Here is a 24,645-nt window from a genome sequence, read left to right on the forward strand (position 1 = left end):
ATGGCTACGCTCGAACTTCGCAATGTAAACAAGACCTATGGCGCCGGCCTGCCCGACACCTTGAAGAACATCGAACTGTCGATCAAAGAGGGTGAGTTCCTGATTCTGGTCGGCCCTTCGGGGTGCGGTAAATCCACGCTGATGAACTGCATCGCCGGCCTTGAGACCATCACCGGCGGCGCGATCATGATCGGCGACCAGGACGTGAGCGGCATGAGCCCCAAGGACCGTGACATCGCCATGGTGTTTCAGTCCTACGCGCTGTACCCGACCATGAGCGTGCGCGAGAACATCGAGTTCGGCCTCAAGATCCGCAAGATGCCCCAGGCGGATATCGACGCCGAAGTGGCGCGCGTGGCCAAGCTGCTGCAGATCGAGCACCTGCTTAACCGCAAGCCAGGTCAGTTGTCCGGTGGCCAGCAACAGCGTGTGGCCATGGGCCGCGCCCTGGCACGTCGGCCGAAGATCTACCTGTTCGACGAACCGCTGTCCAACCTCGACGCCAAGCTGCGTGTCGAGATGCGCACCGAAATGAAACTGATGCACCAGCGCCTGAAAACCACCACCGTGTACGTCACCCACGACCAGATCGAAGCAATGACCCTGGGCGATAAAGTGGCGGTGATGAAGGACGGCATCATTCAACAATTTGGCACGCCGAAAGAAATCTATAACGACCCGGCCAACCTGTTTGTGGCAAGCTTTATCGGTTCACCTCCAATGAACTTCATACCTTTGCGCCTGCAACGCAAGGACGGTCGCCTGGTGGCACTGCTCGACAGCGGCCAGGCCCGTTGCGAGCTGCCGCTGGGTATGAGTGATGCTGGGCTTGAAGATCGCGATGTGATCCTGGGTCTGCGCCCGGAGCAAATTGTTCTGGCCACGGGTGAAGCGAATGGGTCGTCGAGCATTCGTGCCGAAGTCCAGGTCACTGAGCCAACCGGTCCGGACACGTTGGTGTTTGTGCAACTCAACGACACCAAAGTCTGCTGCCGCCTCGCGCCGGACGTTGCACCGCAGGTCGGTGAGACCCTGACCCTGCAATTCGACCCGGCCAAGGTATTGCTGTTCGACGCCAAAACCGGCGAACGCTTGGGCACTGCTGCCTCATTGCCTGCACACGGGCATGCCGACAACGTGGCCCAATTCAAAGGCCGCTGAAGCAGATAACTTGTTGTTTTGGTTAAAAAAAGTAACCCGCGTTAGATAAAAACAGTTAAATAACAATAAAGACGAGGATGTAGGGATGAAAAAGCAACACAACAACACTCGGCTGATCTGCCAACTGTCAGCAGCAGCAGCCCTGGTATTGTCCGCCAATGCGATGGCGGCCGATGCATTCAGCGCCGATTCCAAGTGGATGACCGGCGATTGGGGTGGCGAGCGTACCAAGCTGATCGAGCAAGGTATCGACATCAAGGCTGACTACGTAGGGGAAATGGGCGCCAACCTGCACGGCGGCTATAACGACGACAAGACCGGCCGTTACTCCGACCAGTTTGGGTTGGGCGTAGCGCTCGATCTGCAAAAGCTGTGGGGCTGGGACAACACCCAGGCCAAGATCCAGTTGACCAACCGTAATGGCCAAAACATCTCCAACGACCGTATCGGTGACCCGCGTGCCGGCACGCTGAGTTCGTCGATGGAAGTCTATGGTCGTGGCCACATGGTGCGTCTGACCCAGTTCTGGATTCAGCACCAGATGTTCGATAACAAGCTGGACGTGAAACTCGGTTACTTCGGTGAAGGCGAAGACTTCAACACCTTCCCATGCGACTTCCAGAACCTGTCGTTCTGCGGCTCGCAGGTGGGTAACTATGTAAACACCTGGTACAACTGGCCGGTCGCCCAGGCCGCTATCCGCGTGAAGTACAACATCACGCCTGAGCTGTATGCGCAGATCGGTGCGTACAACCAGAACCCGTCGCAGCTTGAGCACGGCAATGGCTTCAAACTCAGCGGCAGCGGCACCAAGGGCACCGTGATTCCGGTGGAGTTGGTCTGGTCGCCGAAGGTCAATGGCCTGCCGGGCGAATACCGCGTGGGTTACTACAAGAGCGCCGCGGATGCCAGCGACGTACGTGAAGACGTTAACGGCAACGATGCCGCCACCTCAGGCTTGGCTTACCGTACCCGTAGCAGCAAAAGCGGCTATTGGGGCGTTGTGCAGCAGCAACTTACCACCCATAACGGCGACGCGTCGCGCGGCCTGAACATCGCGGCCAACGCCACCTTCCACGACAAGGACACCAACCTCGTCGACAACTATCAGTCGTTGATGCTGGTCTACAAAGGCCCGTTCGATGCGCGTCCAAAAGATGACGTCGGTATCGGTTTCTCCCGCATCCATGTCAACCAGGACGTGAGGAAAAACGCAGAGTTGCTGAACGCAGCCGGTGGTTTCACCGACTACGATCAGGTGGGCTACGCGCCGCTGCGTGACACCGAGTACAACACTGAAATCAACTACGGCTTCCACGTCACCAACTGGCTGACCGTGCGTCCTAACCTGCAATACGTTACCCACCCAGGTGGCGTCGATAAAGTCGACAACGCGTTGGTAGCGGGCCTGAAAATTCAGTCTACGTTCTAACGCTGTTGCGATAAGCTCCTTCTCTCTGTGCGCATTTTGCGGGTAGCCATGGCTACCCGCTTTTTTTGGGGCGCGCTGCACTACCCATGTGGGAGCTGGCTTGCCTGCGATGCAAACGACGCGGTCTGCCTGGATGGCCGAGGCGATGCCATCGCAGGCAAGCCAGCTCCCACAGGGTAACCAAGCTTGAGCAACCATGAACTCCAGGACCGTGGCACATGCATGAGCATCCGCTGCAACGCTTTTTCAAATCCCTGCGTGAACAACCGGTGTTCGCCTGGGAGCGCTTTCAGATGCGCGATGTATTGGTGATCGACCATCCGCTGTGCCAGGCGGTGTTCAGCCGCCAGGGTGCGCAATTGCTGCACTTTCAGCCCACAGGCCAGAAACCCTGGCTGTGGTGCGCAGCCAAGTGGCCACAAGTCGGCGCCATCCGTGGTGGCGTGCCGGTGTGCTGGCCCTGGTATGGGCGCCATCCGAGCGAAAACGCCTGGCCGTCCCATGGCTGGGCGCGGCTGATCGACTGGAAACTGCTCGACAGCAGCACCGACGATGACGGTGTGCGCCTGCACTGGCAATTGCAGCTGTGCGACTGGCAGGTCGACCTGCACGCGCACCTGGGCGAAACCCTTGAGTTGCGCTTGAGCACCGAGCACCAGGACGAATTGCCGTGCCAGTTGAGCCATGCGTTGCACGCTTACTGGCGTATTGGTCACGTCGACGAGATAGCGCTGTCTGGGCTCGATGGCGCGCAAGGTTATGACCAGCTCAGCCGCCAGGTTTGCCAGCAGGAAGGTGAACTGCGAGTGGATGGCGGCTGCCAGCGGGTGTTCCAGCATGAGGGTGAACTGCAGCTCAAGGACCACGCCTGGCAACGTGAGCTGTGCATCGACACCGGCGACAGCGCTGACACCGTGGTGTGGCATCCAGGCAGCCGGCCGTTGTTGGGCGTGAGCTTTAACGAGGCGTCGGGGTTTGTGTGTGTGGAGTCGGCGATGGCGGCAGCCAGTCTGGCGCCGGGGGAGCGGGCGCATTTGAGTTTGCAGGCGCGGGCCGGGGTTTAGTGGTGGAGCTTATGGCGCTATCGCAGGCAAGCCAGCTCCCACAGGGGAATGCATTCCAAATGGGCAGCTCGGTTCACTGTGGGAGCTGGCTTGCCTGCGATAGGGTCGGTACTGCTGGTGGAGATTGCTGCTAGTTAAACTCATCCCCCACCGGATACCGGCTGTCATTCAAGCTCTCTTTGATCTTGCGCAGATGCGGCTGGAAATCCACCCCACGGCGCAAGGTCATGCCGGTTGCCAGCACGTCCAGCACCGTTAACTGAATGATCCGCGACGTCATCGGCATGTAGATGTCAGTGTCTTCCGGCAATGGAATGTTCAAGCTCACCGTACTGGCCTTGGCCAAGGGCGAGTTCTCGGCAGTCACGCCCAGTACCGACGCACCGTTTTCGCGGGCGATACGCGCCACTTCCACCAGCTCCCGCGTGCGCCCGGTGTAGGAAATGATCACAAACAGCTCGCCCGTATGCGCCACAGACGCGATCATGCGTTGCATCAGCACGTCGGCATGGGCGGTCACGGCCAGGTTGAAGCGGAAGAACTTGTGCAGCGCATCCATGGCCACCGGTGCCGAAGCGCCGAGGCCGAAGAAATGGATCTGCCGCGCCTGGATCAACAAATCCACGGCCTTGCTGATCAGCGCCGGGTCGAGGGCCTGGCAGGCGCTGTCCAGGGAGGCAATGGCGCTGCCAAAGATCTTCTGGGTGTAGGCCTCAGGGTTATCATCGGCCTCCACGGCGCGGCTGACATAGGCCGCACCACTGGCCAGACTTTGCGCCAGCTGCAATTTAAGTTCAGGGTAACCGCTGACGCCGAACGAACGGCAGAAACGGTTGACCGTCGGTTCACTGACCGAGGCGGCTTGGGCGAGGGCGGCGATCGAGAAGCGGGTCGCCTGCTGAGGGTTCAGCAGGATGACCTCGGCGACTTTTTTCTCGGCCTTGTTCAATTCTTCGAGGCGGTTCCGGATCTGTTCCAGAAGATTTCGCACGCGGTCCATTCAGTCTTTCCTTCGGGCGACGATGCAAATAAAGGGCGGTAACCCATCGACGAGTGGCCCTTTGCGGTGGCCTATCCTACTGAGGGTAGCTGAACACCACCACTCGGAATGCGTATTTCGGGAAAATGTTGTGGTTATTACTACATTTTTCCTTGAGTGATGCCTTGAAAAAAGGTATTTGTAGCTTAACTTGATAAAAGAACAAACATCATGCCTTCGATAACCGTAGAACCCTGCACCTTTGCCCTGTTTGGCGCCTTGGGTGATCTGGCGCTGCGCAAGTTATTTCCTGCCCTCTACCAACTCGATGGCGCCGGGCTGCTGCACGACGATACGCGCATCCTGGGCCTGGCCCGTGAAGCCGGTTCCGAGCAGGAGCACCTGGCCCATATCGAAAAAGAACTGCGTAACTACGTCGGCAAGGAACTCGACGAAGCTGTGGCCGCGCGCTTCCTGGCGCGTCTGGCCTACGTGCACGTCGACTTCATGAAAGCCGATGACTACGTCGCTCTGGCCGAAAAAGTCGGCAGCGACCAACGCCTGATCGCCTATTTCGCCACCCCGGCGGCGGTGTATGGCGCGATCTGCGAGAACCTCGCCAAGGTCGGCCTGGCGGACAACACCCGCGTGGTGCTGGAAAAACCCATCGGTTCGGACCTGGAATCCTCGCGCAAGGTCAACGACGCCGTGGCGCAGTTTTTCCCGGAAAACCGCACCTACCGCATCGACCACTACCTGGGCAAAGAAACCGTACAGAACCTGATTGCGCTGCGTTTCGCCAACAGCCTGTTCGAAACCCAGTGGAACCAGCACTACATTTCCCACGTGGAAATCACCGTGGCCGAGCAGGTCGGTATCGAAGGCCGTTGGGGTTACTTCGACAAGGCCGGCCAACTGCGTGACATGATCCAGAATCACTTGCTGCAGCTGCTGTGCCTGATCGCCATGGACCCACCGGCCGACCTGTCCGCCGACAGCATCCGTGACGAGAAGGTCAAGGTGCTCAAGGCCCTGGCGCCGATCAGCCCGGAAGGCCTGACCACCCAAGTGGTGCGCGGCCAGTACATCGCCGGCTACAGCGCCGGCAAGCCGGTGCCAGGCTACCTGGAAGAAGAGAACTCCAACACCCAGAGCGACACCGAGACGTTCGTCGCCCTGCGTGCCGATATCCGCAACTGGCGTTGGGCTGGCGTGCCGTTCTACCTGCGTACTGGCAAACGCATGCCGCAAAAGCTGTCGCAGATCGTCATTCACTTCAAGGAACCGTCCCACTATATCTTCGCCCCCGAGCAGCGCCTGCAGATCAGCAACAAACTGATCATCCGCCTGCAGCCGGACGAAGGTATTTCCTTGCGCGTGATGACCAAAGAGCAAGGCCTGGACAAGGGCATGCAACTGCGCAGCGGCCCGCTGCAACTGAATTTTTCCGACACCTATCGCAGTGCACGGATTCCCGATGCCTACGAGCGGCTGTTGCTGGAAGTAATGCGCGGCAATCAGAACCTGTTTGTTCGCAAAGATGAAATCGAAGCCGCGTGGAAGTGGTGTGACCAGTTGATCGCCGGGTGGAAAAAATCCGGTGATGCGCCCAAGCCGTATGCGGCGGGGTCCTGGGGGCCGATGAGCTCAATTGCACTGATCACGCGGGATGGGAGGTCGTGGTATGGCGATATCTGAATTGAAACTGCCTCAGGGCGTGACTGCCCATGAGTACCGCACGCCGGTGTTGCTGGCCGATGGTCTGGCCACTGACGTGGCCGAGCAACTGCGCGCGGCCATCAGTGCCCGTGGCGAAGCGACCCTGGTCGTGTCCGGTGGCCGCAGCCCCGTGGCGTTTTTTCAGAACCTGGCCAAACAAGGCCTGGACTGGTCCAAGGTCACCATCACCCTGGCCGACGAGCGCTGGGTGCCGGTGGAACATGCCGACAGCAATGCCGGCCTGTTGAAAAAGTATTTGCTCCAGGGCCCGGCGGCCAAGGCCAAGTTCCTCAGCCTGTACAACGTTGCCGCGAACCTGGAAGACGCCGCCGAACTGGCCGATCGCCAGTTGGCAGAGCTACCCGCGATCGATGTGCTGGTACTCGGCATGGGCGATGACGGCCACACCGCATCGCTGTTCCCCAACAGCCCCAACCTGGGCGAGGCGCTCAAGCCTGAAGGCACGCGCCGTTGCTGGCCGATGCTGGCGCCGACTGTGCCGCACCAACGCCTGACCATGAGTCGCGCGCTGCTGGCCACGGCCCATTACACCGTGCTGTCGATTTCCGGCAGTTCGAAATTGACCACCTTGAGCGCCGCGCTGGCCAGTGACGACGTTGCTGCCATGCCGATTCGCGCGTTTTTGCAACCTACTTTAGAGATTTACTGGTGCCCATGAGCCAAGGATCAGCCGCTATGAAAAGCCCTCAACCGACCGTGTCCATGGCGGACAAAGTTGCCCTGATCGACAGCCTCTGCGCCAAGGCGCGGATCCTGCCGGTGATCACCATCGCCCGCGAACAGGACATCCTGCCGCTGGCCGATGCCCTGGCAGCCGGCGGTTTGACCGCATTGGAAGTGACCCTGCGCTCCGAGTTCGGCCTCAAGGCCATTCAGGTACTGCGCGAGCAACGCCCTGAACTGTGCACCGGTGCCGGCACCGTACTCGACCGCCACATGCTCGAAGCGGCCGAGGTTGCCGGTTCGCAGTTCATCGTCACCCCCGGCATTACCCGTGACCTGCTGGAAGCCTCGGTGCACAGCCCGATTCCGCTGTTGCCTGGCATCAGCAATGCTTCCGGCATCATGGAAGGCTATGGCCTGGGTTATCGCCGCTTCAAGCTGTTCCCGGCCGAAGTCAGCGGCGGCGTGGCTGCAATCAAGGCCCTGGGCGGCCCGTTCGGCGAAGTTAAATTCTGCCCAACCGGCGGCGTTGGCCCGGCCAACATCAAAAACTACATGGCGTTGAAAAACGTGATGTGCGTGGGCGGTAGCTGGATGCTGGACCCTGAATGGGTCAAGAACGGCGACTGGGCCCGTATCCAGGAAGTCACCGCACAGGCGCTGGCACTGCTGGACTGATCTGATTTACCGAATCGTTGTTGCTGTGCTTAACGGCATTTTTGCGGTGCACTTGGTCGGTGTACCGCTTTTTTTTGCCTGCAAAAAACTCACATTCAACTCCGATCAACTGTGGGAGCTGGCTTGCCTGCGATAGCGGTGGGTCAGGTTAGGATGTTTCTACTGATACACCGCCATCGCAGGCAAGCCAGCTCCCACAGTTTTAGTCCGTGCTTAACTCAGTTATTGCGTTGACCAACACATCGATGTCTGCCGCCGACGTCACTAGCCCAGGCGTCACCCGAATACAGGTTCCAAACGCCGCACCTGTGCGCGTGGTGGTAAACAGGTCGTACTCCTTGAGCAACCGATCCGCCATCGCCGTCTGATCCCGCCCAGTAAACTTGAACGCCGTAATCGCGCAATACAGCCGCGGATCATCCGGTGTCAGCACCTCAATCCCCGGCAACCCGCGCACCTGGCTGACCCAGCGATCACGCAGGTAATTGACGCGCGCACCCTTGGCCGCCGAGCCGCCGAGGTTGCGATGTTCCTCCAGCACCAACGGCAAGGTCATCAACGCCGGAAAATTCGGCGTGCTGTAGGAGGTGCGCGCACGCACGTCGCTGGCGGGGTAGTGAAACTCACCCATGTCCGGGTCGATATCGACCAGGCGCTCCGGGGCGATGTACAGAAAACCCAGGGTCAGCGGCGCGCCGATCCATTTATGCAGGTTGAACCCGGCGAACTGAATGCCCATTTCGGCGAGGTTGAAGTCAATCTGGCCCAACGCATGGGCGCCATCAAGAATCACGTCCACGCCATGCTCACGGGCCGCTTTAGCGATGGCTGCGACCGGCATCACCAGGCCGGTGCGGTGGGTGACATGGGTCAGCGCCATCAGCTTGAGGCGCGGGTACTGCACGAACGCATCGCGATAGGTCTGCACCAGGCTGTCGAAACTGGCCGGGTGGGCGTGGGCAAGTTCGACTACCTCCACACCGCGAACACCAGCCAACCAACGCATGGCACCTTTGACCGTGTCGTATTCCAGATCACTGATCAGCACCTGATCGCCTGGTTGCAGGCCGTTGTAGTTGCGGATCAGCGATTGCAGAGCCTCGGTGGCGTTGCGGGTGAAAGCGATCGCCTCCGGATCCGCATCGATCAGCCCGGCCAGTTGCCGACGGATCTCGACATTTTCACCTTGCTCAAAGCGCTGACGCACATACAGCGAGTTGCTGCGGTTGATAAAGGCCACATGCTCCAGATACTGCGCCTGCACAGCACGGCTCATGCGCCCGAAGTAGCCGTTTTCCAGATTGATCGGGCCAGGCTCCAGCTCATAGCGCTGGGCGATGGCGTGCCAGTGACGTTCGTTGTCTGCATTCCTTGGCATAACGTGCGCTCTTTAATGACGGGGGGCAGGTTTGCCGTGTTTTACGCGCAGCGGCTCCAGCAGTTCGGACAGGCCGTTGTGGTCGATTTCCTGCATCAAAGCGAGCAAACCGCCCAGCTCGCCGTGAGGAAAACCCTCACGGGCAAACCAGTTCAGGTAGGGGCCGGGCAGGTCGGCGATGATGCGTCCCTTGTACTTGCCGAAGGGCATTTCGCGGGTGATCAGCAATTCGAGTTTTTCGGGGTTCATGGGCTTCAAGGGTTGGCGTCGAGTCCTTGGAAAATACAGGCATTCTGCATGAAGGCCAAATGACAGATCATGCAAATAACGTACATACAGATGGTTCAATATTTCGTAAGTAACTGATATACATCAATAAATTAATTTTTCAAAACCTGGCACGGGCGCTGCAATCATTAAGACAACCTTCTAACCTGCACAAGGAATTGAAAAATGACTGACATCAACAAAGAATCGATCTCCGTACTCAACGACCTGATCGAAACCAGCAAAGACGGCCAGAAAGGCTTCGCGACTTGTGCTGAGGACATCAAGCATCCGGAGCTCAAGGCGCTGTTCCAGAAACGCTCTGCCGATTGCGCCACTGCCGCAGCCGAGCTGCAAACCGCCGTGCGTGCCCTGGGTGGCGATCCGGAAGAATCCGGTTCGGTTGCCGGCGCTCTGCACCGTGGCTGGGTCGACGTGAAGTCGCTGGTCACCGGTAAAGATGAAGAGGCAGTACTGAACGAAGCCGAGCGCGGTGAAGACCACGCCCTGAAGGCTTACAAGGAAGCGATCGAGAAAATCAACAAGCACAACCTGCTGGGTATTCGTGACCTGGTTGAGCGTCAGTTCCACGGCGCACAACGTAACCACGACCAGGTGAAAGCCCTGCGTAACCAGGCTCGCGCTAACTCGTAAGCCCTGTGTTGTAACTGCCTAAGCTGTAACTGAATGTGGGAGCTGGCTTGCCTGCGATAGCATCACCCCGGTGTAACTGATACGCCGAGGTGTGTATCGCAGGCTAGCCAGCTCCCACATTTGCTTTGTATTGATTTTGAGATTTCTATCAGCCAATGCTGATCGGCGGCAGCTCAGTCAACGTAACAACCTGTTGCTTGCGCGGCGCAAGAATTTCAGCCTCACCGTCCACCACCAGCTCATCGCGCTGGTTGAAGACGCGCGTGGCGATGCGCACACGAAACTTGGGCAACTTCTCCAGGATCTCCAGGCGCACGGTCAAGGTGTCGCCGATTTTTACCGGCTTCTGGAAGCTCATCTGCTGGCCGATGTAGATAGTGCCCGGCCCAGGCAGCTCGCACGCTACCGCTGCACTGATCAACGCGCCGCTGAACATGCCGTGGGCGATACGCTCCTTGAACATGGTCGCCTTGGCGTACTCGGCATCCAGGTGCACCGGGTTGTGGTCGCCGGACATCGCCGCGAACAGCTGGATATCGCGCTCTTCGACGGTCTTGCTGTAGCTGGCGGTCTGGCCGACTTCGAGGGCTTCGTATGGGGTGTTGGTAACCTGGGTCATCTAAAGGTGCATCCTGTGGCTAATCGGTAATTTAATAGATTGATTTTAAAGGAAAAAGTTACTCGCAGCGCGCCGGCCTGCGTAACGTCAAGGCCTGGTCGAGCCACTTCAGAACATCCGCTGTCACGTCATCGCGGTTGGTTTCGTTGAACACTTCATGACGCGCCTGCGGGTAGATATTCAATTGCAGGTTCTGGCAACCAGCCTCACGCAGGGCATGGGCCAGGCTTTTGAGACGTTTGCCTTCACTTACCGGATCACATTCGCCGCCCATTATCATAATTGGCAGGCCCGGATCGATCTGTGCGAGGTTGGACGCTTTGCTGATTTGCTGCAAGCCGCCGAGCAAGTCGATCCACAACTGGTTGGTGCAGCGAAAGCCGCACAGCGGGTCATTGATGTACTTGTCCACCTCCAGCGGGTCGCGGCTTAGCCAGTCAAACGCGGTGCGGTTGGGCTTGAATGCCTTGTTGAATGAGCCGAACGACAAAAAGTCGATCAATGCACTGCGCCCGCGCAGGCCTTGGCGTGCGCGCTCCAGTCGGGCAATGACGCCGGCGGCGCGGTACAGCGCCACCGGCTGGTAATTCGAACCGCTGAGAATCGCCCCATTCAGGCTCGCGCTATGGTGCAACAGGTACGCCTGGGCGATATAGCTGCCCATGCTGTGGCCCAGCAAGATGATCGGCAGGCCCGGTTGCTGCTGGCCGATGTGCTGGTTGAGGCTGGCGAGGTCGCCCACCACTTTATTCCAGCCATCCTTTTCGGCGTACAGGCCCAGCGTGCCTTCATCGGCGGTGCGGCCATGGCCACGCTGGTCCGGCGCGTACAGGCCGTAGCCGGCTGCGCACAGCGCTTCGGCCAGGCGTGCATAGCGCCCGCTGTGTTCGGCCATGCCGTGGGACAGCATGATCATGGCCTTGGCGGGCCCGTCCGGCAGCCATTGATTGACGTACAGACGGCTGCGGTCATTCGCGGTCAGCCAGAAGGTGCTGTGATTCATAGCGCTTCCTTTGCTCAGGGTCGTTGCAGTGTATAGCTCATCTGGCCGGGGCTGGTGTATCTGCCTACACGTTAGGGGCAAGATTCATACAATAAATGACACAGTTGCGCGTATTTGCCTGTTTGGCCATAGCTGCTAACGTCCCCAAAGCTCCGCTTTTTATACCAATGAGAAAGCGGCCGGACACACTCAGGTACGAGGACAAGAATAATGCAACCTGATTTCTGGAATGACAAACGCGCGGCGGGCGTTCCCAATGATATCGACCTCACTACCTACAAATCGGTGATCGAAGTCTTTGAACGCTCCTGCAAGGCCTTTGCCGACCGTCCGGCGTTCAGCAACATGGGCATCACCCTGACCTACGCCGAGCTTGAGCGCCAGAGTGCCGCGTTCGCCGGCTACCTGCAAAACCACACCGACCTCAAGCCTGGCGAGCGCATCGCGGTGCAGATGCCCAACGTGCTGCATTACCCGATTGCGGTGTTCGGCGCGCTGCGCGCCGGGTTGATCGTGGTCAACACCAACCCGCTGTACACCCCGCGTGAGATGCGCCACCAGTTCAAGGATGCCGGCGTGCGCGCGCTGGTCTATCTCAACCTGTTCGGTTCGCGGGTGCAGGACGTGTGCACCGACACCGAGATCGACTACCTGATCGAAGCCAGGATGGGCGACTTCATGCCCGCCGCCAAAGGCTGGCTGGTCAACACCGTGGTCGACAAGGTCAAGAAAATGGTCCCGGCCTACAGCCTGCCACGTGCGGTGTCGTTCAAGCGCGCCTTGCGCATGGGCGCGGGCCAGGCGGTGGTTCGCCACCCGATGACGCTGGATGATATCGCCGTGCTGCAATACACCGGCGGCACCACCGGCCTGGCCAAGGGCGCGATGCTCACCCACGGCAACCTGGTGGCGAATATGCAGCAGGCGCGGGCGTGCATGTCCCAGGTCACCGATGACGGCCAGCCGCTGGTGAAAGAAGGGCAGGAGGTGATGATTGCGCCGCTGCCGCTGTACCACATCTATGCTTTTACCGCGAACTGCATGTGCATGATGGTGACCGGCAACCACAACGTGCTGATCACCAACCCGCGTGACATCGGCGGGTTTATCAAGGAGCTGAAAAAGTGGCGGTTCTCCTGCTTGCTCGGGTTGAACACGCTGTTCGTGGCGCTCATGGATCACCCCGACTTCAAGACCCTGGATTTCTCCCATCTCAAGATCACCAATTCGGGTGGCACTGCGCTGGTCAAGGCCACCGCCGAGCGCTGGAAGGCACTCACCGGTTGCTCCATCGGCGAAGGTTACGGCCTCACCGAAACCTCGCCGGTGGCCAGCACCAACCCCTACGGCAGCCAGTCGCGGCTGGGCACCGTGGGCATTCCGGTGCCGGGCACGGCGATGAAAGTGATTGATGATGAAGGCCGCGAGCTGCCCCTGGGCGAGCGCGGCGAGCTGTGCATCAAAGGCCCGCAGGTGATGAAGGGTTACTGGCAGCAACCCGTGGCCACCGCCGAGACCCTGGACGCCGAAGGTTGGCTCAAAACCGGTGATATTGCGGTGATCGACACCGATGGTTTTGTCAGCATCGTCGATCGCAAGAAAGACCTGATCATCGTCTCGGGCTTCAATGTGTATCCCAACGAGATCGAAGACGTGGTGATGGCGCATCCAGCAGTGGCCAACTGCGCGGTGATCGGCGTACCGGACGAACGCACCGGCGAGGCGGTGAAGCTGTTTGTGGTGGCGCGCGCCCAAGGTGTGAGCGTTGATGAGTTGAAGGCGTACTGCAAGACCAACTTCACCGGGTACAAGGTGCCCAAGCACATTGTGTTGCGTGAGTCGTTGCCGATGACGCCGGTGGGCAAGATTTTGCGCAGGGAGCTGCGCGACATCGCCTGATGTGAAATGCAATAAAAAATGTGGGAGCTGGCTTGCCTGCGATAGCGATATATCAGTCACCCGATTTATCGACTGATTCACCGCTATCGCAGGCAAGCCAGCTCCCACATTGCTATTTATCGCTCCGTAAAGCCCATTCCAGAGCGATTTCCTGGCTTATAGAATCTTTGCTCTAAAAATGACCATTAGATATTCTTGAGTCATGTTTATGACTGTGGGGCCTTCTTTTGGCTCTAGGCGGCCCTTGGCAAAGCTGCTACTCTCGGCGCGCTTTGTGACTTCTCGGCCTGCTTGAAAGCGCCAGATTCACCTAAAAAAACATACACCAATAATAATCGCATCAAATGCGATGATGAATTCGCGTCGCTGAGGAGTGGGCTTCCATGAACGAAGACTTTTGGAAGGATAAGTACCCCGCCGGGATTGCTGCAGACATCAATCCAGACGAGTATCAGAATATTCAGGCGGTACTGAAACAGTCCTGCCAGCGCTTCGCCGACAAACCGGCTTTCAGCAACCTGGGCAAGACCATCACCTACGGTGAACTGTACGAATTGTCCGGCGCCTTCGCCGCCTACCTGCAACAGCATACCGATTTGAAGCCCGGCGATCGAATCGCCGTGCAACTGCCCAACGTCCTGCAATACCCGGTGGCCGTGTTCGGTGCCATCCGTGCCGGGCTGATCGTGGTCAACACCAACCCGCTGTACACCGCGCGGGAAATGGAACACCAATTCAATGATTCCGGGGCCAAGGCCCTGGTCTGCCTGGCAAACATGGCGCACCTGGCTGAAAAAGTCGTGCCCAAGACTGCCGTCAAGCACGTGATCGTCACCGAAGTCGCTGACTTGCTGTCGCCGTTCAAGCGCCTGCTGATCAACAGCGTCATCAAGTACGTGAAGAAAATGGTCCCGGCCTATCACTTGCCCAAGGCGATCAAGTTCAACGACGTGCTGGCCAAGGGGCACGGCCAACCGGTTAACGACGCCAGCCCGGCCAGCGGCGATGTGGCTGTGCTGCAATACACCGGTGGCACCACCGGCGTGGCCAAGGGCGCGATGCTCACCCACCGCAACCTTGTCGCCAACATGTTGCAGTGCAAGGCGCTGATGGGCTCCAACCTCAACGAAGGCTGCGAGATCCTGATCACACCGCTGCCGCTGTACCACATCTATGCGTTCACCTTTCATTGCATGGCGATGATGCTGATCGGCAACCACAACATCCTGATCAGCAACCCGCGCGACCTGCCGGCGATGGTCAAGGAACTGTCGAAGTGGAAGTTCAGCGGCTTTGTCGGCTTGAACACGCTGTTCGTGGCGCTGTGCAATAACGAGGCGTTCCGCAAGCTGGACTTCTCCGCACTCAAAGTGACCTTGTCGGGCGGCATGGCCCTGCAACTGGCTGCGGCTGAGCGCTGGAAAGCCGTGACCGGCTGTGGCATCTGTGAAGGTTACGGCATGACCGAAACCAGCCCGGTGGCCACCGTCAACCCGATCCAGCATATCCAGATCGGCACCATCGGCATTCCGGTGCCTTCCACCCTGTGCAAAGTCATCGCCGACGACGGCACCGAGTTGGCGCTGGGCGAAACCGGCGAGCTGTGTGTGAAAGGCCCGCAGGTGATGAAGGGCTACTGGTTGCGCGACGACTCCACCGCCGAAATGCTCGACAACGAAGGCTGGTTGAAGACCGGTGACATCGCGATCATCCAGCAAGACGGCTACATCCGCATTGTCGACCGCAAGAAAGACATGATTCTGGTCTCCGGTTTCAACGTCTACCCCAACGAACTGGAAGACGTGCTGACAAGCCTGCCGGGCGTGCTGCAATGTGCAGCCATCGGCGTGCCGGATGAAAAATCCGGTGAGCACATCAAGATCTTTATTGTGGTCAAGCCAGGGGCGACCCTGACCAAGGACCAGGTGATGGAACACATGCGCGCCAACGTCACCGGCTATAAGGTGCCCAGGGCCGTGGAGTTCCGTGATGCATTGCCGACCACCAACGTGGGCAAGATCCTGCGCCGTGAGTTGCGCGATGAAGAGCTGAAGAAGCTCGGCCTTAAAAAGTAACCGATAAAAAACCCCGCTGATGCGGGGTTTTTTTTGGCCCGAACTGGAATGCAGTCCAAGGTGGGAGCTGGCTTGCCTGCGATAGCGGTGGATCAGCTAGCCCAACTGTGACGGGTATACCGCCATCGCAGGCAAGCCAGCTCCCACATGTTTTAATCGAGTTGTTACAAGGCGAACTGCGCGAAGCCCACGCCAGCACCTGCCGGGCGCACATCCTTCAAGAACGAATCCTTATCCGCGCTCAGCTCCAGGGTAATCTCCGGCTTGCGCTTGCCTGCGTTGCGCACCACCAGCCCTTCGATGTGTTCGCGCAGGAACGCCGTCGGCACTTTCAGGTGCAGCAACTGGTCAGTCTCGGCGTTGTGCATCAACAAGTGAACCCACTCGTACTGGCCCACACCAATGCGCACCAGCGGCAGGTCGAACCACCAGATGTTGCGTTTGCTGTCCAGGTCGGTGAAGTGGCAGTTGTTGACGCCGAGTACGGCACCGCCCAGTTCCTGGTTTCTGCGGGCGATGGCCTGTGCTTTATTGAGTTTCATAACCTTCCTACGGGATCTGTTATTCAGCGTTATAGCCTGAATGTGCCGGGCATTCTCGTGGGTTGGCGGCAAAACATAAAGCCAAACCTGTCGCCGGCGATGAAATGCGCGCTGAAAATAATTGAAACTCTGCCGAACGGCCTCGGGTCAATCTTTAGGTAATGACCAAAACCCTTGATTGTTCTTTCGGAGAAATACCATGAGCAGCACATCGGATAAGGCAAAAGGTTTGAAAGATGAACTTGTCGGCAACATCAAGCAAGGTGTCGGCAAAGTCACCGGCAGTGACAAGCTGCACGCTGAAGGCGTTTTGCAGGAGAAGAAAGGTCAGGTCGAAAAAGCCGTCGGCGACACCAAAGATGCGGTAAAAAAAGCCGTCAAGTAACACTGAATCGCCGGCTGGATTCATGCAGCCCGACGGCCATCTACGGATGGCCGTTTTTATGTGAAGCGTGCAACTAAAGTTTGGAAATTGTTTCAAAGTCGCCAAATGGGCTACTTTGATGTAGAAAACGGCCCCTGAGTCGCCCACGACCTCACCCTTTTGCGGCGAAAGGAGACGCTATGATTTTTCCGGTACTAGACGGCCTCAAGCTCCACAAAGTGCTGCTGCGCACCGTCAAGGAATTCGTCGATGACGAAATGCCCACCTACGCCTCGGCACTGGCCTACCAGATGCTGTTCTCGCTGTTTCCCTTCCTGCTGTTCCTCATTGCCCTGATCGGCTTCCTGCACCTGCCGGACTTTTTCACCTGGCTGCGCATGCAGTCGGAACTGGTGTTGCCGCCCCAGGCGCTGGAGCAGGTCAACCCGGTGATCGACCAGTTGCAGCAGTCCAAGGGCGGTTTGCTCTCGGTGGGTATCGTGATCGCGCTGTGGACCGCCTCGGCCGGCGTGCGCCTGATGATGAGCGCGATGAACGCCGCCTATGACGTGGTCGAAGGCCGGCCGATCTGGAAGCGCTTCCCGCTGTCGATTTTCTACACCGTCGGCATCGCCGGCATGTTGCTCGCTGCTGCCGCACTGATGGTGCTCGGCCCGCAAGTCATGGAATGGCTCGCCGGGCAGATCGGCATGCAGGAATTCGTGGTCACCTTATGGACCATCCTGCGCTGGCCCTTGATCGTGATTCTGCTGATGTTCGCCGTGGCCCTCATGTACTACGTGATGCCCGATGTTGAGCAAAAATTCCGCTTTATCACCCCAGGCTCAGTGCTGGCCGTGGTGGTGTGGATCATCGCCTCGCTGGGCTTTGGTTATTACGTCAAAACCTTTGCTGACTACAACGCGATGTATGGCAGTATCGGTGCGATCATCGTCCTGCTTCTGTACTTCTATATTTCCGCCGCTGTGTTGTTGCTCGGCGCGGAGATGAATGCCGTGATCGAGCACATGTCGGCCGAAGGCAAGGACCCAGGTGAAAAGGAATTTGATGAAGACAGCCACACGAATGAAAAACAGCACGTCTCAGGCCTGGGCCGGGACCACTCCAAGCCCACTACCGATGAAGTCTGATCGATGATCCGTGAAATCCTGAAAATGGGCGACGAGCGCCTGCTGCGCATCGCGCCACCGGTTCCGCCGGAAATGTTCGACAGCCCTGAGCTGTGGCAGTTGATTGATGACATGTTCCAGACCATGGAACACGTCGGCGGTGTCGGCCTGGCCGCGCCGCAGATTGGTGTGGACCTGCAGCTTGTTATCTTTGGTTTCGAGGCCAGCGAACGCTACCCGGATGCGCCGCCGGTGCCGCAGACCATCCTGATCAACCCGCTGATCACGCCGCTCAGCCCGGTGCTCGAAGAAGGTTACGAAGGTTGCCTGTCGGTGCCCGGCCTGCGTGGCGCGGTGGATCGTTACCAGCAGATTCGCTACGAGGGTTTCGATCCCAAGGGCGAGCCGATCGTGCGCGTTGCCGACGGCTTCCATGCACGGGTGGTGCAGCATGAATGCGATCACCTGATCGGCCGGCTGTATCCCTCGCGGATTACCAACTTCAGCAAGTTCGGGTTTATCGAAGTGATGTTCCCGGATATGGATCCAAACGCTGACGAGTAACCCTTAGGAACGCTCATATCTAAATGTCGGAGCGCGCTTATGTGGGAGCTGGCTTGCCTGCGATAGCATCGCCTCGGTGACACTGATAAACCGAGGTGCCTGCATCGCAGGCAAGCCAGCTCCCACACAAGCCAGCTCCCACATTTGGAATGCATTCCAAACAGAGTTATCGGGCGGGTTTAACGAACCGCAACGTCATCCGATCCGACTCGCCAATCGCCAGATACCTGGCCTTATCCTGCTCCCCATACCGCAACGACGGCGGCAATGTCCATACGCCGCCCGGGTAGTCCTTGGTGTCCTTGGGGTTGGCATTCACCTCGCTCTGCCCGGCCAGCTTGAACCCGGCGTCCGTCGCCAGCTTCACCACTTGCGCCGTGGTCAGGTAGCCGCTGTCCTTGATCGCTTCCAGGTCCGCGCCGTCTTTGGCCCGGTGATCTTCCACGCCCAGCACACCGCCTGGTTTGAGCACGGTGTAGAACGCGCTGAAGGTCGCTGGCGCGGTGCCTGCGTCTACCCAGTTATGCACATTGCGAAAGGTCAGCACGGCGTCCACCGAAGCCGGTTTGCCGAGCACCGGGGCCTTGGGGTTGAACTCGACGACTTCGGCCTTGGCATAGCGCGCAGGGTCGGCGGCGAATTTGTTTTTCAGGTTCTGTTCGGACGTCGCAGCATAAGCACTGCTGCTGGCAGCTTGCACGGCGGCGATGTAATGCCCGTGGTCCTTGAGCAGCGGCGCGAGAATTTCGCTGAACCAACCGCCACCCGGGGTGATTTCGATCACGCTCTGTGTGGCGCTCAGGCCGAAGAACTCCAGGGTTTGCTGCGGGTGGCGGTAACCGTCACGCGCGCTATTGGCCGGGTCGCGCCAACTGCCGGCCAGCACGCTGGCGTATTGCTCGGCGGTAATCGGCGCATTCGCTGCCTGGCTTAAAGCCGGAGCGAGGAGGGCGGTAAGAGACAGCGCTGCAAGCGTGGTTTTCATGATCATCCTGTAAGGGGCCACTGTGCTGTCGAGGCTAGCACGGGCCTTGCACGGGCCGATCACACATTATCCGCAGTGGACCTCACTAAAAGGTCTAAGCCCATGGCGATCATTGGCTTGTTGCGTTTGTAGCGCGCCAGGCGCTCACCCAGCGATTGGGGCAGGGTGGTTTCCTGGGTGAAACCCATACGTTGATAGAGCCCTTCCAGCTGCGGATGACACAGCAACCACACCGTGCCTTCCACATCGGCCACTGCCGCAGCAATCAACCGCGCCGCCAGCCCGTGGCCGCGATAGGCCGGGTCAACAAACACGCCGGTCAGCCATTGCCCTCCCACCACAGGCGTAAGGCACAACCCGGCGACAATCTCGCTGTCACGCGCCACCCACAAGCGGCCGCCCTTGAGGGCCTTCATCGGCGAATTATGGCGGCGGTAAAACTTGTTCAGCAGCGGCCACAGTGGCTCTGCCAGCAGTTGGATGTGCAGTTCGGGCATGGTGTTTGAGCAACGTAATCAAGGGCCGCCGATTATAAGCGCCTTCTGCCGGGCAATAGGTGGTATACCCAGTGTTACATCCCCTTCACGTGGAGCATGCATCATGGCCAAAGGTATGGATTCAAAGAAAGCCGCGAAGAAAAAGCCGGCAAAGACCGCCGATGAAAAACGCGCCGACAAAAAAGCCAAAAAGACTGAAACCGGCCTGTTCGGTCACTGAGTTACAAGCTTAGAACCAAACGATCTGCAAGATTTTTGCGCCTCACTGCACAGAGCAGGAAACACCTGCTCTGAGCTACCGATGGCCAACTACCTTGATCTGACCCAACGCCGGGAAATCGAAGCCCTGGCACGCAGTTTTACCGCAGTCACCGAATGGCCGACCTGGCTGTTGCTGATCGGCGTATATACCGGCTGGTTCGCCGTGATCCTCGCCAGCCACTGGCTGGGCCTGTGGCTGAGCACGGTGTTGCTGATCCCGTTGGTGACACTCTGGCTGTCGGTGCAACACGAATTGCTGCATGGCCATCCCACCCGTTCGCCCCTGATCAACAAACTGCTCGGCTACGCGCCGTTTGCCGTGTGGTATCCCTACACGCTGTACCGCGACAGTCACCTGTTGCACCATAACGACGAAGACCTGACCCTGCCGGGCATCGACCCGGAAAGCCGCTACCTCAATCAACACCAGTGGGATAACAGCTCGTTGCTCAAGCGCGGCGTTCACTGGCTGACCAAAACCCTACTGGGGCGTTTTCTGCTGGCATCGCCGCTGGCCATCGCCCGATTGGCGCGTCATCAACTCCGATTCCTGCCCCAGGTGTGGCCAATGTGGCTGGCCCACGGCGGCGTGACAATCCTGATGCTCGGCGTTATCGCCCACTCCAGCGCCATCCCGGTATGGCATTACCTGCTGCTGGTGACCGCGCCAGCCTTGTCCCTGGCGTCGATCCGTTCCTACTATGAACACCGCCCGCACCCGCAGCCGGAACAGCGTACGGTGCTCAACGAAGCGTCCTGGCCGTGGACCTGGCTGTTCCTCAATAACAACCTGCACCTGGTGCACCACGACTTGCCCAAGTTGCCCTGGTATCTGCTGCCAACGGTCTACCGGGCGCGACGTGAACAATGGGTCGCGCGCAGTGGCGGCTTTCTGGTGCAGGGTTATGGCCAGTTGATCAGCCGCCACGGCCTCAAGGCCATCGACAGCCCAAGGCACCCTTTTGCGTGAGAGACGACCATGAGTGACCACTACGCCGAGCTGCGGATGTACGTCGCGCCCGCAGCGGTGCAACAGGCCAACCAAGCGTGGCTGACGCGTATTTTTGAGCGCCTGAACCTGACGCGCCGTAACGCTGACCACCTCGACCTGCACGGCCTGTGGCTCGCGCCCGAGCTGCTGGTGACGCAAACCTGTGGCTACCCGCTGATGACCCAACTGCGCGGCAAAGTGCGCGTGATCGGCCGCCCGCGCTATGAGCTGGCCCACAGCAGCCAGGGCGAACATTGCAGCCTGCTGCTGACCCGCGAGGACAGCTCGCTTAACGAACTGGCGGACTTCTACGACAGTCGCGGCGTGATCAACGGCCACGACTCCAACAGCGGCATGAACCTGCTGCGTGAACGCCTGGCCCCGCTGCAACGCGACGGCCGTTTCTTCGCCAGCGTCGGCATCAGCGGCGCCCACCGCGAAAGCCTGCGCTGGCTGCGCGAAGGCCGCGCCGACCTTGCCGCCGTCGACAGCGTGACCTACGACTACCTCGCCCGTTTCGCCCCCGAAGAAGTGGCGGGGCTGCGCACCGTCACCCGCAGCGCACCGAGCCCGACCTTGCCCTTTATCGGCCCGCTGCACTTGAGCGATGAGCAAGTGGCGCACATTCGTGAGGTGATGAATCAGGCGTTGCAGGATTTACCGCACGTGGTCGCAACCCTGGGCATCCAGGCAGTTCTGCCTGCCAGCGAAGACGACTATCAAGTCCTGCTGAACTATCAACAAGCCGCCGCCACTGCCGGCTACCCGCACCTACGCTGATCGTGCGAACGATCGGTTATATAAGAATGAATTTTAAATATTATTAAAGAATAAGCGGCCTTGCTAGGATCGCTCCACCGGAACACCGGACATAACGCGCAACCTTCTCAGATGGAGCCACTATGTCCGGCGCCGACACTTCTCACAGCGATTACGTGGGCGGATTGTTCCGCAGTCATTACGACTGGCTGTGCAGCCGTTTGCACCGCCACCTCGATTCCCGCGCACACGCCGAAGACATCGCCGCCGACACCTTCGTCCAACTGCTGAGTTCGCCCGGCGTGCTGCCGATTCGTCAGCCCCGCGCCTTGCTCACCACCATCGCTCAGCGTTTGATGTACCAACTGTGGCGTCGCCGTGACCTGGAACGCGCTTATCTCGGCGCCCTGGACAACGACGAAACCTGCAACGCACCGTCGCCTGAAGACCTCGCGCAAATGCTCGAAGCCCTGCAGGCCCTCGACCAATTGCTCGACGGCTTGCCGGCCAAGGTCAGGGCGACCTTTTTGCTTTCGCAGCTCAATGGCCTGACGTATCCCGAGATCGCCGCCAAATTGGGGATTTCCCAACGCTCGGTCAGCGGCTACATGGCCCGCGCCCTCAACCGTTGCCTGCGCCAGACGCCCGGCCAGCCATACAGCTACACGCGGCTCAGTTATGACTTTTAAACAACTTGAGTGGCACACCGATCCAGTGTGGGAGCTGGCTTGCCTGCGATAGCGATGTTGAAGCCACCATCGCCATCGCAGGCAAGCCAGCTCCCACCGTTGATCTCCTGTGTTCCGGAAAATGAGGTTCTGCATGAAAACAATTAAAAACCTGCTCGGTGGCTCGCTGCTGGCTCTCGCTGTCCTGACGCAGCCAACCCAGGCCGCCGAGGCCATCAAACCCATCCACTTCGGCGACATCACCTGGGAAAGCGGCAGCCTGATCACCGAAGTGCTGCGCCTGATCGTCGAGAAAGGTTACGGCCTGCCCACCGACACCTTGCCAGGCAGCACCGTGAGCCTGGAAGCCGCCCTGGCCAAGGACGACATTCAGGTGATCGGCGAAGAATGGGCCGGGCGCAGTCCGGCGTGGGTCAAGGCCGAGGCCGAAGGCAAAGTGTTCGGCCTGGGCGACACGGTCAAAGGTGCCACCGAAGGCTGGTGGGTGCCCGAATACGTGATCAAGGGTGAGGCCGAACGCGGCATCAAACCGCTGGCGCCGCAGCTTAAGTCAGTGGCTGACCTGGCGCGCTACAAGGACGTATTTCGCGACCCTGAAGACCCGAGCAAAGGCCGCTTCCTCAACAGCCCCACCGGCTGGACCTCGGAAATCGTCAACAGCCAGAAGCTCAAGGCCTATGGCCTGACCGATACCTTCGTCAACTTCCGCACCGGTTCCGGCGCGGCGCTGGATGCTGAAGTGGCCTCCTCGATCCGCCGTGGCAAACCGGTGTTGTTCTACTACTGGTCGCCGACGCCACTGCTGGGCCGCTTCAAGCTGATCAAGCTCGAAGAACCGCCGTTCAACGCCGACGCCTGGAAAACCCTGGCCGACGCCAACAACCCGCACCCCATTGGCACCCGTTCGATGCCTGCACACTTGGCGATTGGTGTGTCGGCGCCGTTCAAGGCGCAGTACCCACAGTTAGTCACCTTCTTTGAAAAAGTCGACCTGCCGATCGACCTGCTCAACGGCATCCTTGCGCAAATGAGCGAGAAACGTGAACAGCCGCGCCAGGTCGCGCTGGCGTTCCTCAAAGAGCAGCCGCAAGTGTGGCAGCAATGGGTGCCTGCGGATGTCGCGGCCAAGGTCAAAGCTGGCCTGTAGCTGATCGTTCCCACGCTCCGCGTGGGAATGCCGCCCAGGACGCTCTGCGTCCTGTTTTTACGCCGTGACGCAGAGCGTCACAGGATGCATACCCACGCAGAGCGTGGGAACGATCGAGGTGATAGAGATGGTTAAGTTTTTCAGTGTGGTTCTGGCTTCACTTGTGTTTTCGGCAGCGGTGTCTGCGGCCGAACCGTCCACCTTGCGCATCGGCTACCAGAAAAGCTCGGTGAGCATGGTACTGGCCCGTGAGCACAAACTGTTCGAAGAGGCGCTGCCCGGCACCCAGGTGCAGTGGACTGAATTCCTCGGCGGCCCGCCACTGATCGAAGCGCTGAACGCCGGCAGCCTGGACATTGGCAATATCGGCGACATCCCGCCGATCTTCGCCCAGGCCGCCGGCATCGACTTGCAGTACTTCGCTGTCGAGCCCAATGAAGGCAAAACCGAAGCGGTGCTGGTGCCCACAGCCAGCAGCATCCAAAGCGTGGCCGAACTCAAGGGCAAGCGCGTGGCGCTGCTCAAGGGCTCCAGCGCACACAACCTGTTCCTCAAAAGCCTGCTGCGCGCGGGCTTGCAGTGGAAGGATGTGAATGTGGTGTACCTGTCGCCGTCCGATGGCCGTGCTGCGTTTGAACAAGGCAAAGTCGACGCCTGGGTGGTGTGGGACCCGTACTACTCGGCGGCCGTGGTCGATGGCTCCGCCCGCGTATTGGGCGACGGCCAGGGCCTTAACCCGGCCGGCAGTTTCTTTGTGGTCAACAGCCCGTTTGCCAAACAGTACCCGCACGCCGTCGCCACCATCATCAAGACGCTCGGCAAGGCCCAGCGCCTGTCTCTGGACCAGCCCGAAGAAAGCATCGCCTTGATGGCCAAGACCCTGGGCCTGCAACCGGCGGTGGTCAAAAGCTACTTCGAACACCGCTCGCCGGAGCCGATTCGGCCGCTGCAGGCCATCGACATCGCCAATCAGCAGCGCACCGCCGACCTGTTCTTCGCCAACGGCCTGATCCCGAAAAAGGTCGATGTGCAGCAAATAGTCTTCAAGGCTCTAAACCAATGAACATCAACTGTGGGAGCTGGCTCGCCTGCGATAGCGCTGGC

General features: G+C 59.3%; 25 protein-coding genes. 17 read left to right on the top strand and 8 right to left on the bottom strand.

Annotated features, from left to right (window positions below):
* From ugpC to HBO23_RS22035, 3 genes are all read left to right on the top strand, one after another.
* Entirely contained in the window at nucleotides 1-1,161 is a 1,161-nt protein-coding gene (gene ugpC / locus HBO23_RS22025; protein WP_017139185.1) for a sn-glycerol-3-phosphate ABC transporter ATP-binding protein UgpC, read from the top strand.
* Between the two features lie 85 nt (nucleotides 1,162-1,246).
* Nucleotides 1,247-2,593 (top strand): carbohydrate porin, encoded by a 1,347-nt coding sequence (locus tag HBO23_RS22030; protein WP_017139186.1) that lies wholly within the window; start codon nucleotides 1,247-1,249, stop codon nucleotides 2,591-2,593.
* Between the two features lie 218 nt (nucleotides 2,594-2,811).
* Complete coding sequence (locus tag HBO23_RS22035) at nucleotides 2,812-3,657, top strand: D-hexose-6-phosphate mutarotase (RefSeq protein ID WP_017139187.1); 846 nt, start codon at nucleotides 2,812-2,814, stop codon at nucleotides 3,655-3,657.
* A 130-nt stretch (nucleotides 3,658-3,787) separates the two neighbouring features.
* On the opposite strand, the gene HBO23_RS22040 is transcribed toward HBO23_RS22035, so the two are convergent.
* Nucleotides 3,788-4,648, bottom strand: coding sequence for a MurR/RpiR family transcriptional regulator (locus tag HBO23_RS22040; RefSeq protein WP_170039859.1), 861 nt, complete (start codon nucleotides 4,646-4,648; stop codon nucleotides 3,788-3,790).
* A gap of 219 nt (nucleotides 4,649-4,867) precedes the next feature.
* Here HBO23_RS22040 and zwf point away from each other — a divergent pair, with 219 nt between their 5' ends.
* From zwf to HBO23_RS22055, 3 genes are read left to right on the top strand one after another with little or no spacing between them, the layout of a single operon-like run.
* A complete protein-coding gene (gene zwf / locus HBO23_RS22045; protein ID WP_099550450.1) occupies nucleotides 4,868-6,334 on the top strand; it encodes a glucose-6-phosphate dehydrogenase in 1,467 nt (488 codons plus the stop codon).
* On the top strand, nucleotides 6,321-7,034 hold the full coding sequence (gene pgl / locus HBO23_RS22050) for a 6-phosphogluconolactonase (protein WP_170039760.1): 714 nt from the start codon (nucleotides 6,321-6,323) through the stop codon (nucleotides 7,032-7,034). Before zwf ends, pgl begins: the two co-directional genes overlap by 14 nt.
* A gap of 17 nt (nucleotides 7,035-7,051) precedes the next feature.
* Nucleotides 7,052-7,717 carry a bifunctional 4-hydroxy-2-oxoglutarate aldolase/2-dehydro-3-deoxy-phosphogluconate aldolase gene (locus HBO23_RS22055; protein WP_026013852.1) on the top strand — a complete coding sequence of 222 codons (666 nt, stop codon included), beginning with the start codon at nucleotides 7,052-7,054 and terminating at the stop codon, nucleotides 7,715-7,717.
* 202 nt (nucleotides 7,718-7,919) lie between these two features.
* Here the strand turns inward: HBO23_RS22055 and HBO23_RS22060 are convergent, their stop codons facing one another.
* Nucleotides 7,920-9,095 (bottom strand): aminotransferase class V-fold PLP-dependent enzyme, encoded by a 1,176-nt coding sequence (locus HBO23_RS22060; protein ID WP_170039762.1) that lies wholly within the window; start codon nucleotides 9,093-9,095, stop codon nucleotides 7,920-7,922.
* A 12-nt stretch (nucleotides 9,096-9,107) separates the two neighbouring features.
* A complete protein-coding gene (locus tag HBO23_RS22065) occupies nucleotides 9,108-9,344 on the bottom strand; it encodes a DUF3820 family protein (RefSeq protein WP_017139191.1) in 237 nt (78 codons plus the stop codon).
* A gap of 204 nt (nucleotides 9,345-9,548) precedes the next feature.
* Here HBO23_RS22065 and HBO23_RS22070 point away from each other — a divergent pair, with 204 nt between their 5' ends.
* Nucleotides 9,549-10,016, top strand: a complete 468-nt coding sequence (locus HBO23_RS22070) for a PA2169 family four-helix-bundle protein (protein WP_017139192.1) — start codon at nucleotides 9,549-9,551, stop codon at nucleotides 10,014-10,016.
* Nucleotides 10,017-10,164: 148 nt separating this feature from the next.
* Here the strand turns inward: HBO23_RS22070 and HBO23_RS22075 are convergent, their stop codons facing one another.
* A complete protein-coding gene (locus HBO23_RS22075) occupies nucleotides 10,165-10,635 on the bottom strand; it encodes a MaoC family dehydratase (RefSeq protein WP_003175719.1) in 471 nt (156 codons plus the stop codon).
* A 58-nt stretch (nucleotides 10,636-10,693) separates the two neighbouring features.
* Entirely contained in the window at nucleotides 10,694-11,638 is a 945-nt protein-coding gene (locus HBO23_RS22080) for an alpha/beta hydrolase (protein WP_099550453.1), read from the bottom strand.
* A gap of 210 nt (nucleotides 11,639-11,848) precedes the next feature.
* Here HBO23_RS22080 and fadD2 point away from each other — a divergent pair, with 210 nt between their 5' ends.
* Together fadD2 and fadD1 are read left to right on the top strand one after the other, a co-directional pair.
* Nucleotides 11,849-13,537 carry a long-chain-fatty-acid--CoA ligase FadD2 gene (fadD2, locus tag HBO23_RS22085; RefSeq protein ID WP_170039764.1) on the top strand — a complete coding sequence of 563 codons (1,689 nt, stop codon included), beginning with the start codon at nucleotides 11,849-11,851 and terminating at the stop codon, nucleotides 13,535-13,537.
* 383 nt (nucleotides 13,538-13,920) lie between these two features.
* A complete protein-coding gene (gene fadD1, locus HBO23_RS22090; protein WP_170039766.1) occupies nucleotides 13,921-15,612 on the top strand; it encodes a long-chain-fatty-acid--CoA ligase FadD1 in 1,692 nt (563 codons plus the stop codon).
* 164 nt (nucleotides 15,613-15,776) lie between these two features.
* On the opposite strand, the gene HBO23_RS22095 is transcribed toward fadD1, so the two are convergent.
* A complete protein-coding gene (locus tag HBO23_RS22095) occupies nucleotides 15,777-16,154 on the bottom strand; it encodes a hypothetical protein (protein WP_017139196.1) in 378 nt (125 codons plus the stop codon).
* A gap of 199 nt (nucleotides 16,155-16,353) precedes the next feature.
* Between HBO23_RS22095 and HBO23_RS22100 the strand changes: the two genes are divergently transcribed.
* From HBO23_RS22100 to def, 3 genes are all read left to right on the top strand, one after another.
* The gene (locus tag HBO23_RS22100; protein ID WP_170039768.1) at nucleotides 16,354-16,539 is read left to right on the top strand and encodes a CsbD family protein; all 186 of its coding nucleotides are present in this window, start codon (nucleotides 16,354-16,356) and stop codon (nucleotides 16,537-16,539) included.
* A 179-nt stretch (nucleotides 16,540-16,718) separates the two neighbouring features.
* Nucleotides 16,719-17,669, top strand: coding sequence for a YihY/virulence factor BrkB family protein (locus HBO23_RS22105; protein ID WP_017139198.1), 951 nt, complete (start codon nucleotides 16,719-16,721; stop codon nucleotides 17,667-17,669).
* Nucleotides 17,670-17,672: 3 nt separating this feature from the next.
* Nucleotides 17,673-18,212 carry a peptide deformylase gene (gene def / locus HBO23_RS22110; protein WP_099550456.1) on the top strand — a complete coding sequence of 180 codons (540 nt, stop codon included), beginning with the start codon at nucleotides 17,673-17,675 and terminating at the stop codon, nucleotides 18,210-18,212.
* Nucleotides 18,213-18,378: 166 nt separating this feature from the next.
* On the opposite strand, the gene HBO23_RS22115 is transcribed toward def, so the two are convergent.
* Entirely contained in the window at nucleotides 18,379-19,197 is an 819-nt protein-coding gene (locus tag HBO23_RS22115; protein ID WP_017139200.1) for a class I SAM-dependent methyltransferase, read from the bottom strand.
* 59 nt (nucleotides 19,198-19,256) lie between these two features.
* Nucleotides 19,257-19,694 carry a GNAT family N-acetyltransferase gene (locus HBO23_RS22120; protein ID WP_017139201.1) on the bottom strand — a complete coding sequence of 146 codons (438 nt, stop codon included), beginning with the start codon at nucleotides 19,692-19,694 and terminating at the stop codon, nucleotides 19,257-19,259.
* Nucleotides 19,695-19,995: 301 nt separating this feature from the next.
* Here HBO23_RS22120 and HBO23_RS22125 point away from each other — a divergent pair, with 301 nt between their 5' ends.
* The 5 genes from HBO23_RS22125 (at nucleotide 19,996) to HBO23_RS22145 (ending at nucleotide 24,604) form a co-directional block, all read left to right on the top strand.
* Entirely contained in the window at nucleotides 19,996-20,925 is a 930-nt protein-coding gene (locus HBO23_RS22125) for a fatty acid desaturase (RefSeq protein WP_170039770.1), read from the top strand.
* A 9-nt stretch (nucleotides 20,926-20,934) separates the two neighbouring features.
* A complete protein-coding gene (locus HBO23_RS22130; RefSeq protein ID WP_170039772.1) occupies nucleotides 20,935-21,726 on the top strand; it encodes a PhnD/SsuA/transferrin family substrate-binding protein in 792 nt (263 codons plus the stop codon).
* Nucleotides 21,727-21,848: 122 nt separating this feature from the next.
* On the top strand, nucleotides 21,849-22,394 hold the full coding sequence (locus HBO23_RS22135; protein WP_017139205.1) for a sigma-70 family RNA polymerase sigma factor: 546 nt from the start codon (nucleotides 21,849-21,851) through the stop codon (nucleotides 22,392-22,394).
* Nucleotides 22,395-22,527: 133 nt separating this feature from the next.
* Entirely contained in the window at nucleotides 22,528-23,541 is a 1,014-nt protein-coding gene (locus HBO23_RS22140) for an ABC transporter substrate-binding protein (RefSeq protein WP_099550461.1), read from the top strand.
* Between the two features lie 127 nt (nucleotides 23,542-23,668).
* On the top strand, nucleotides 23,669-24,604 hold the full coding sequence (locus tag HBO23_RS22145) for an aliphatic sulfonate ABC transporter substrate-binding protein (RefSeq protein ID WP_017139207.1): 936 nt from the start codon (nucleotides 23,669-23,671) through the stop codon (nucleotides 24,602-24,604).
* Nucleotides 24,605-24,645: the final 41 nt, after the last annotated feature.

The organism is Pseudomonas sp. WS 5532 (assembly GCF_012985445.1).
In the GTDB taxonomy this organism is placed as follows: Bacteria; Pseudomonadota; Gammaproteobacteria; order Pseudomonadales; family Pseudomonadaceae; genus Aquipseudomonas; species Aquipseudomonas edaphica.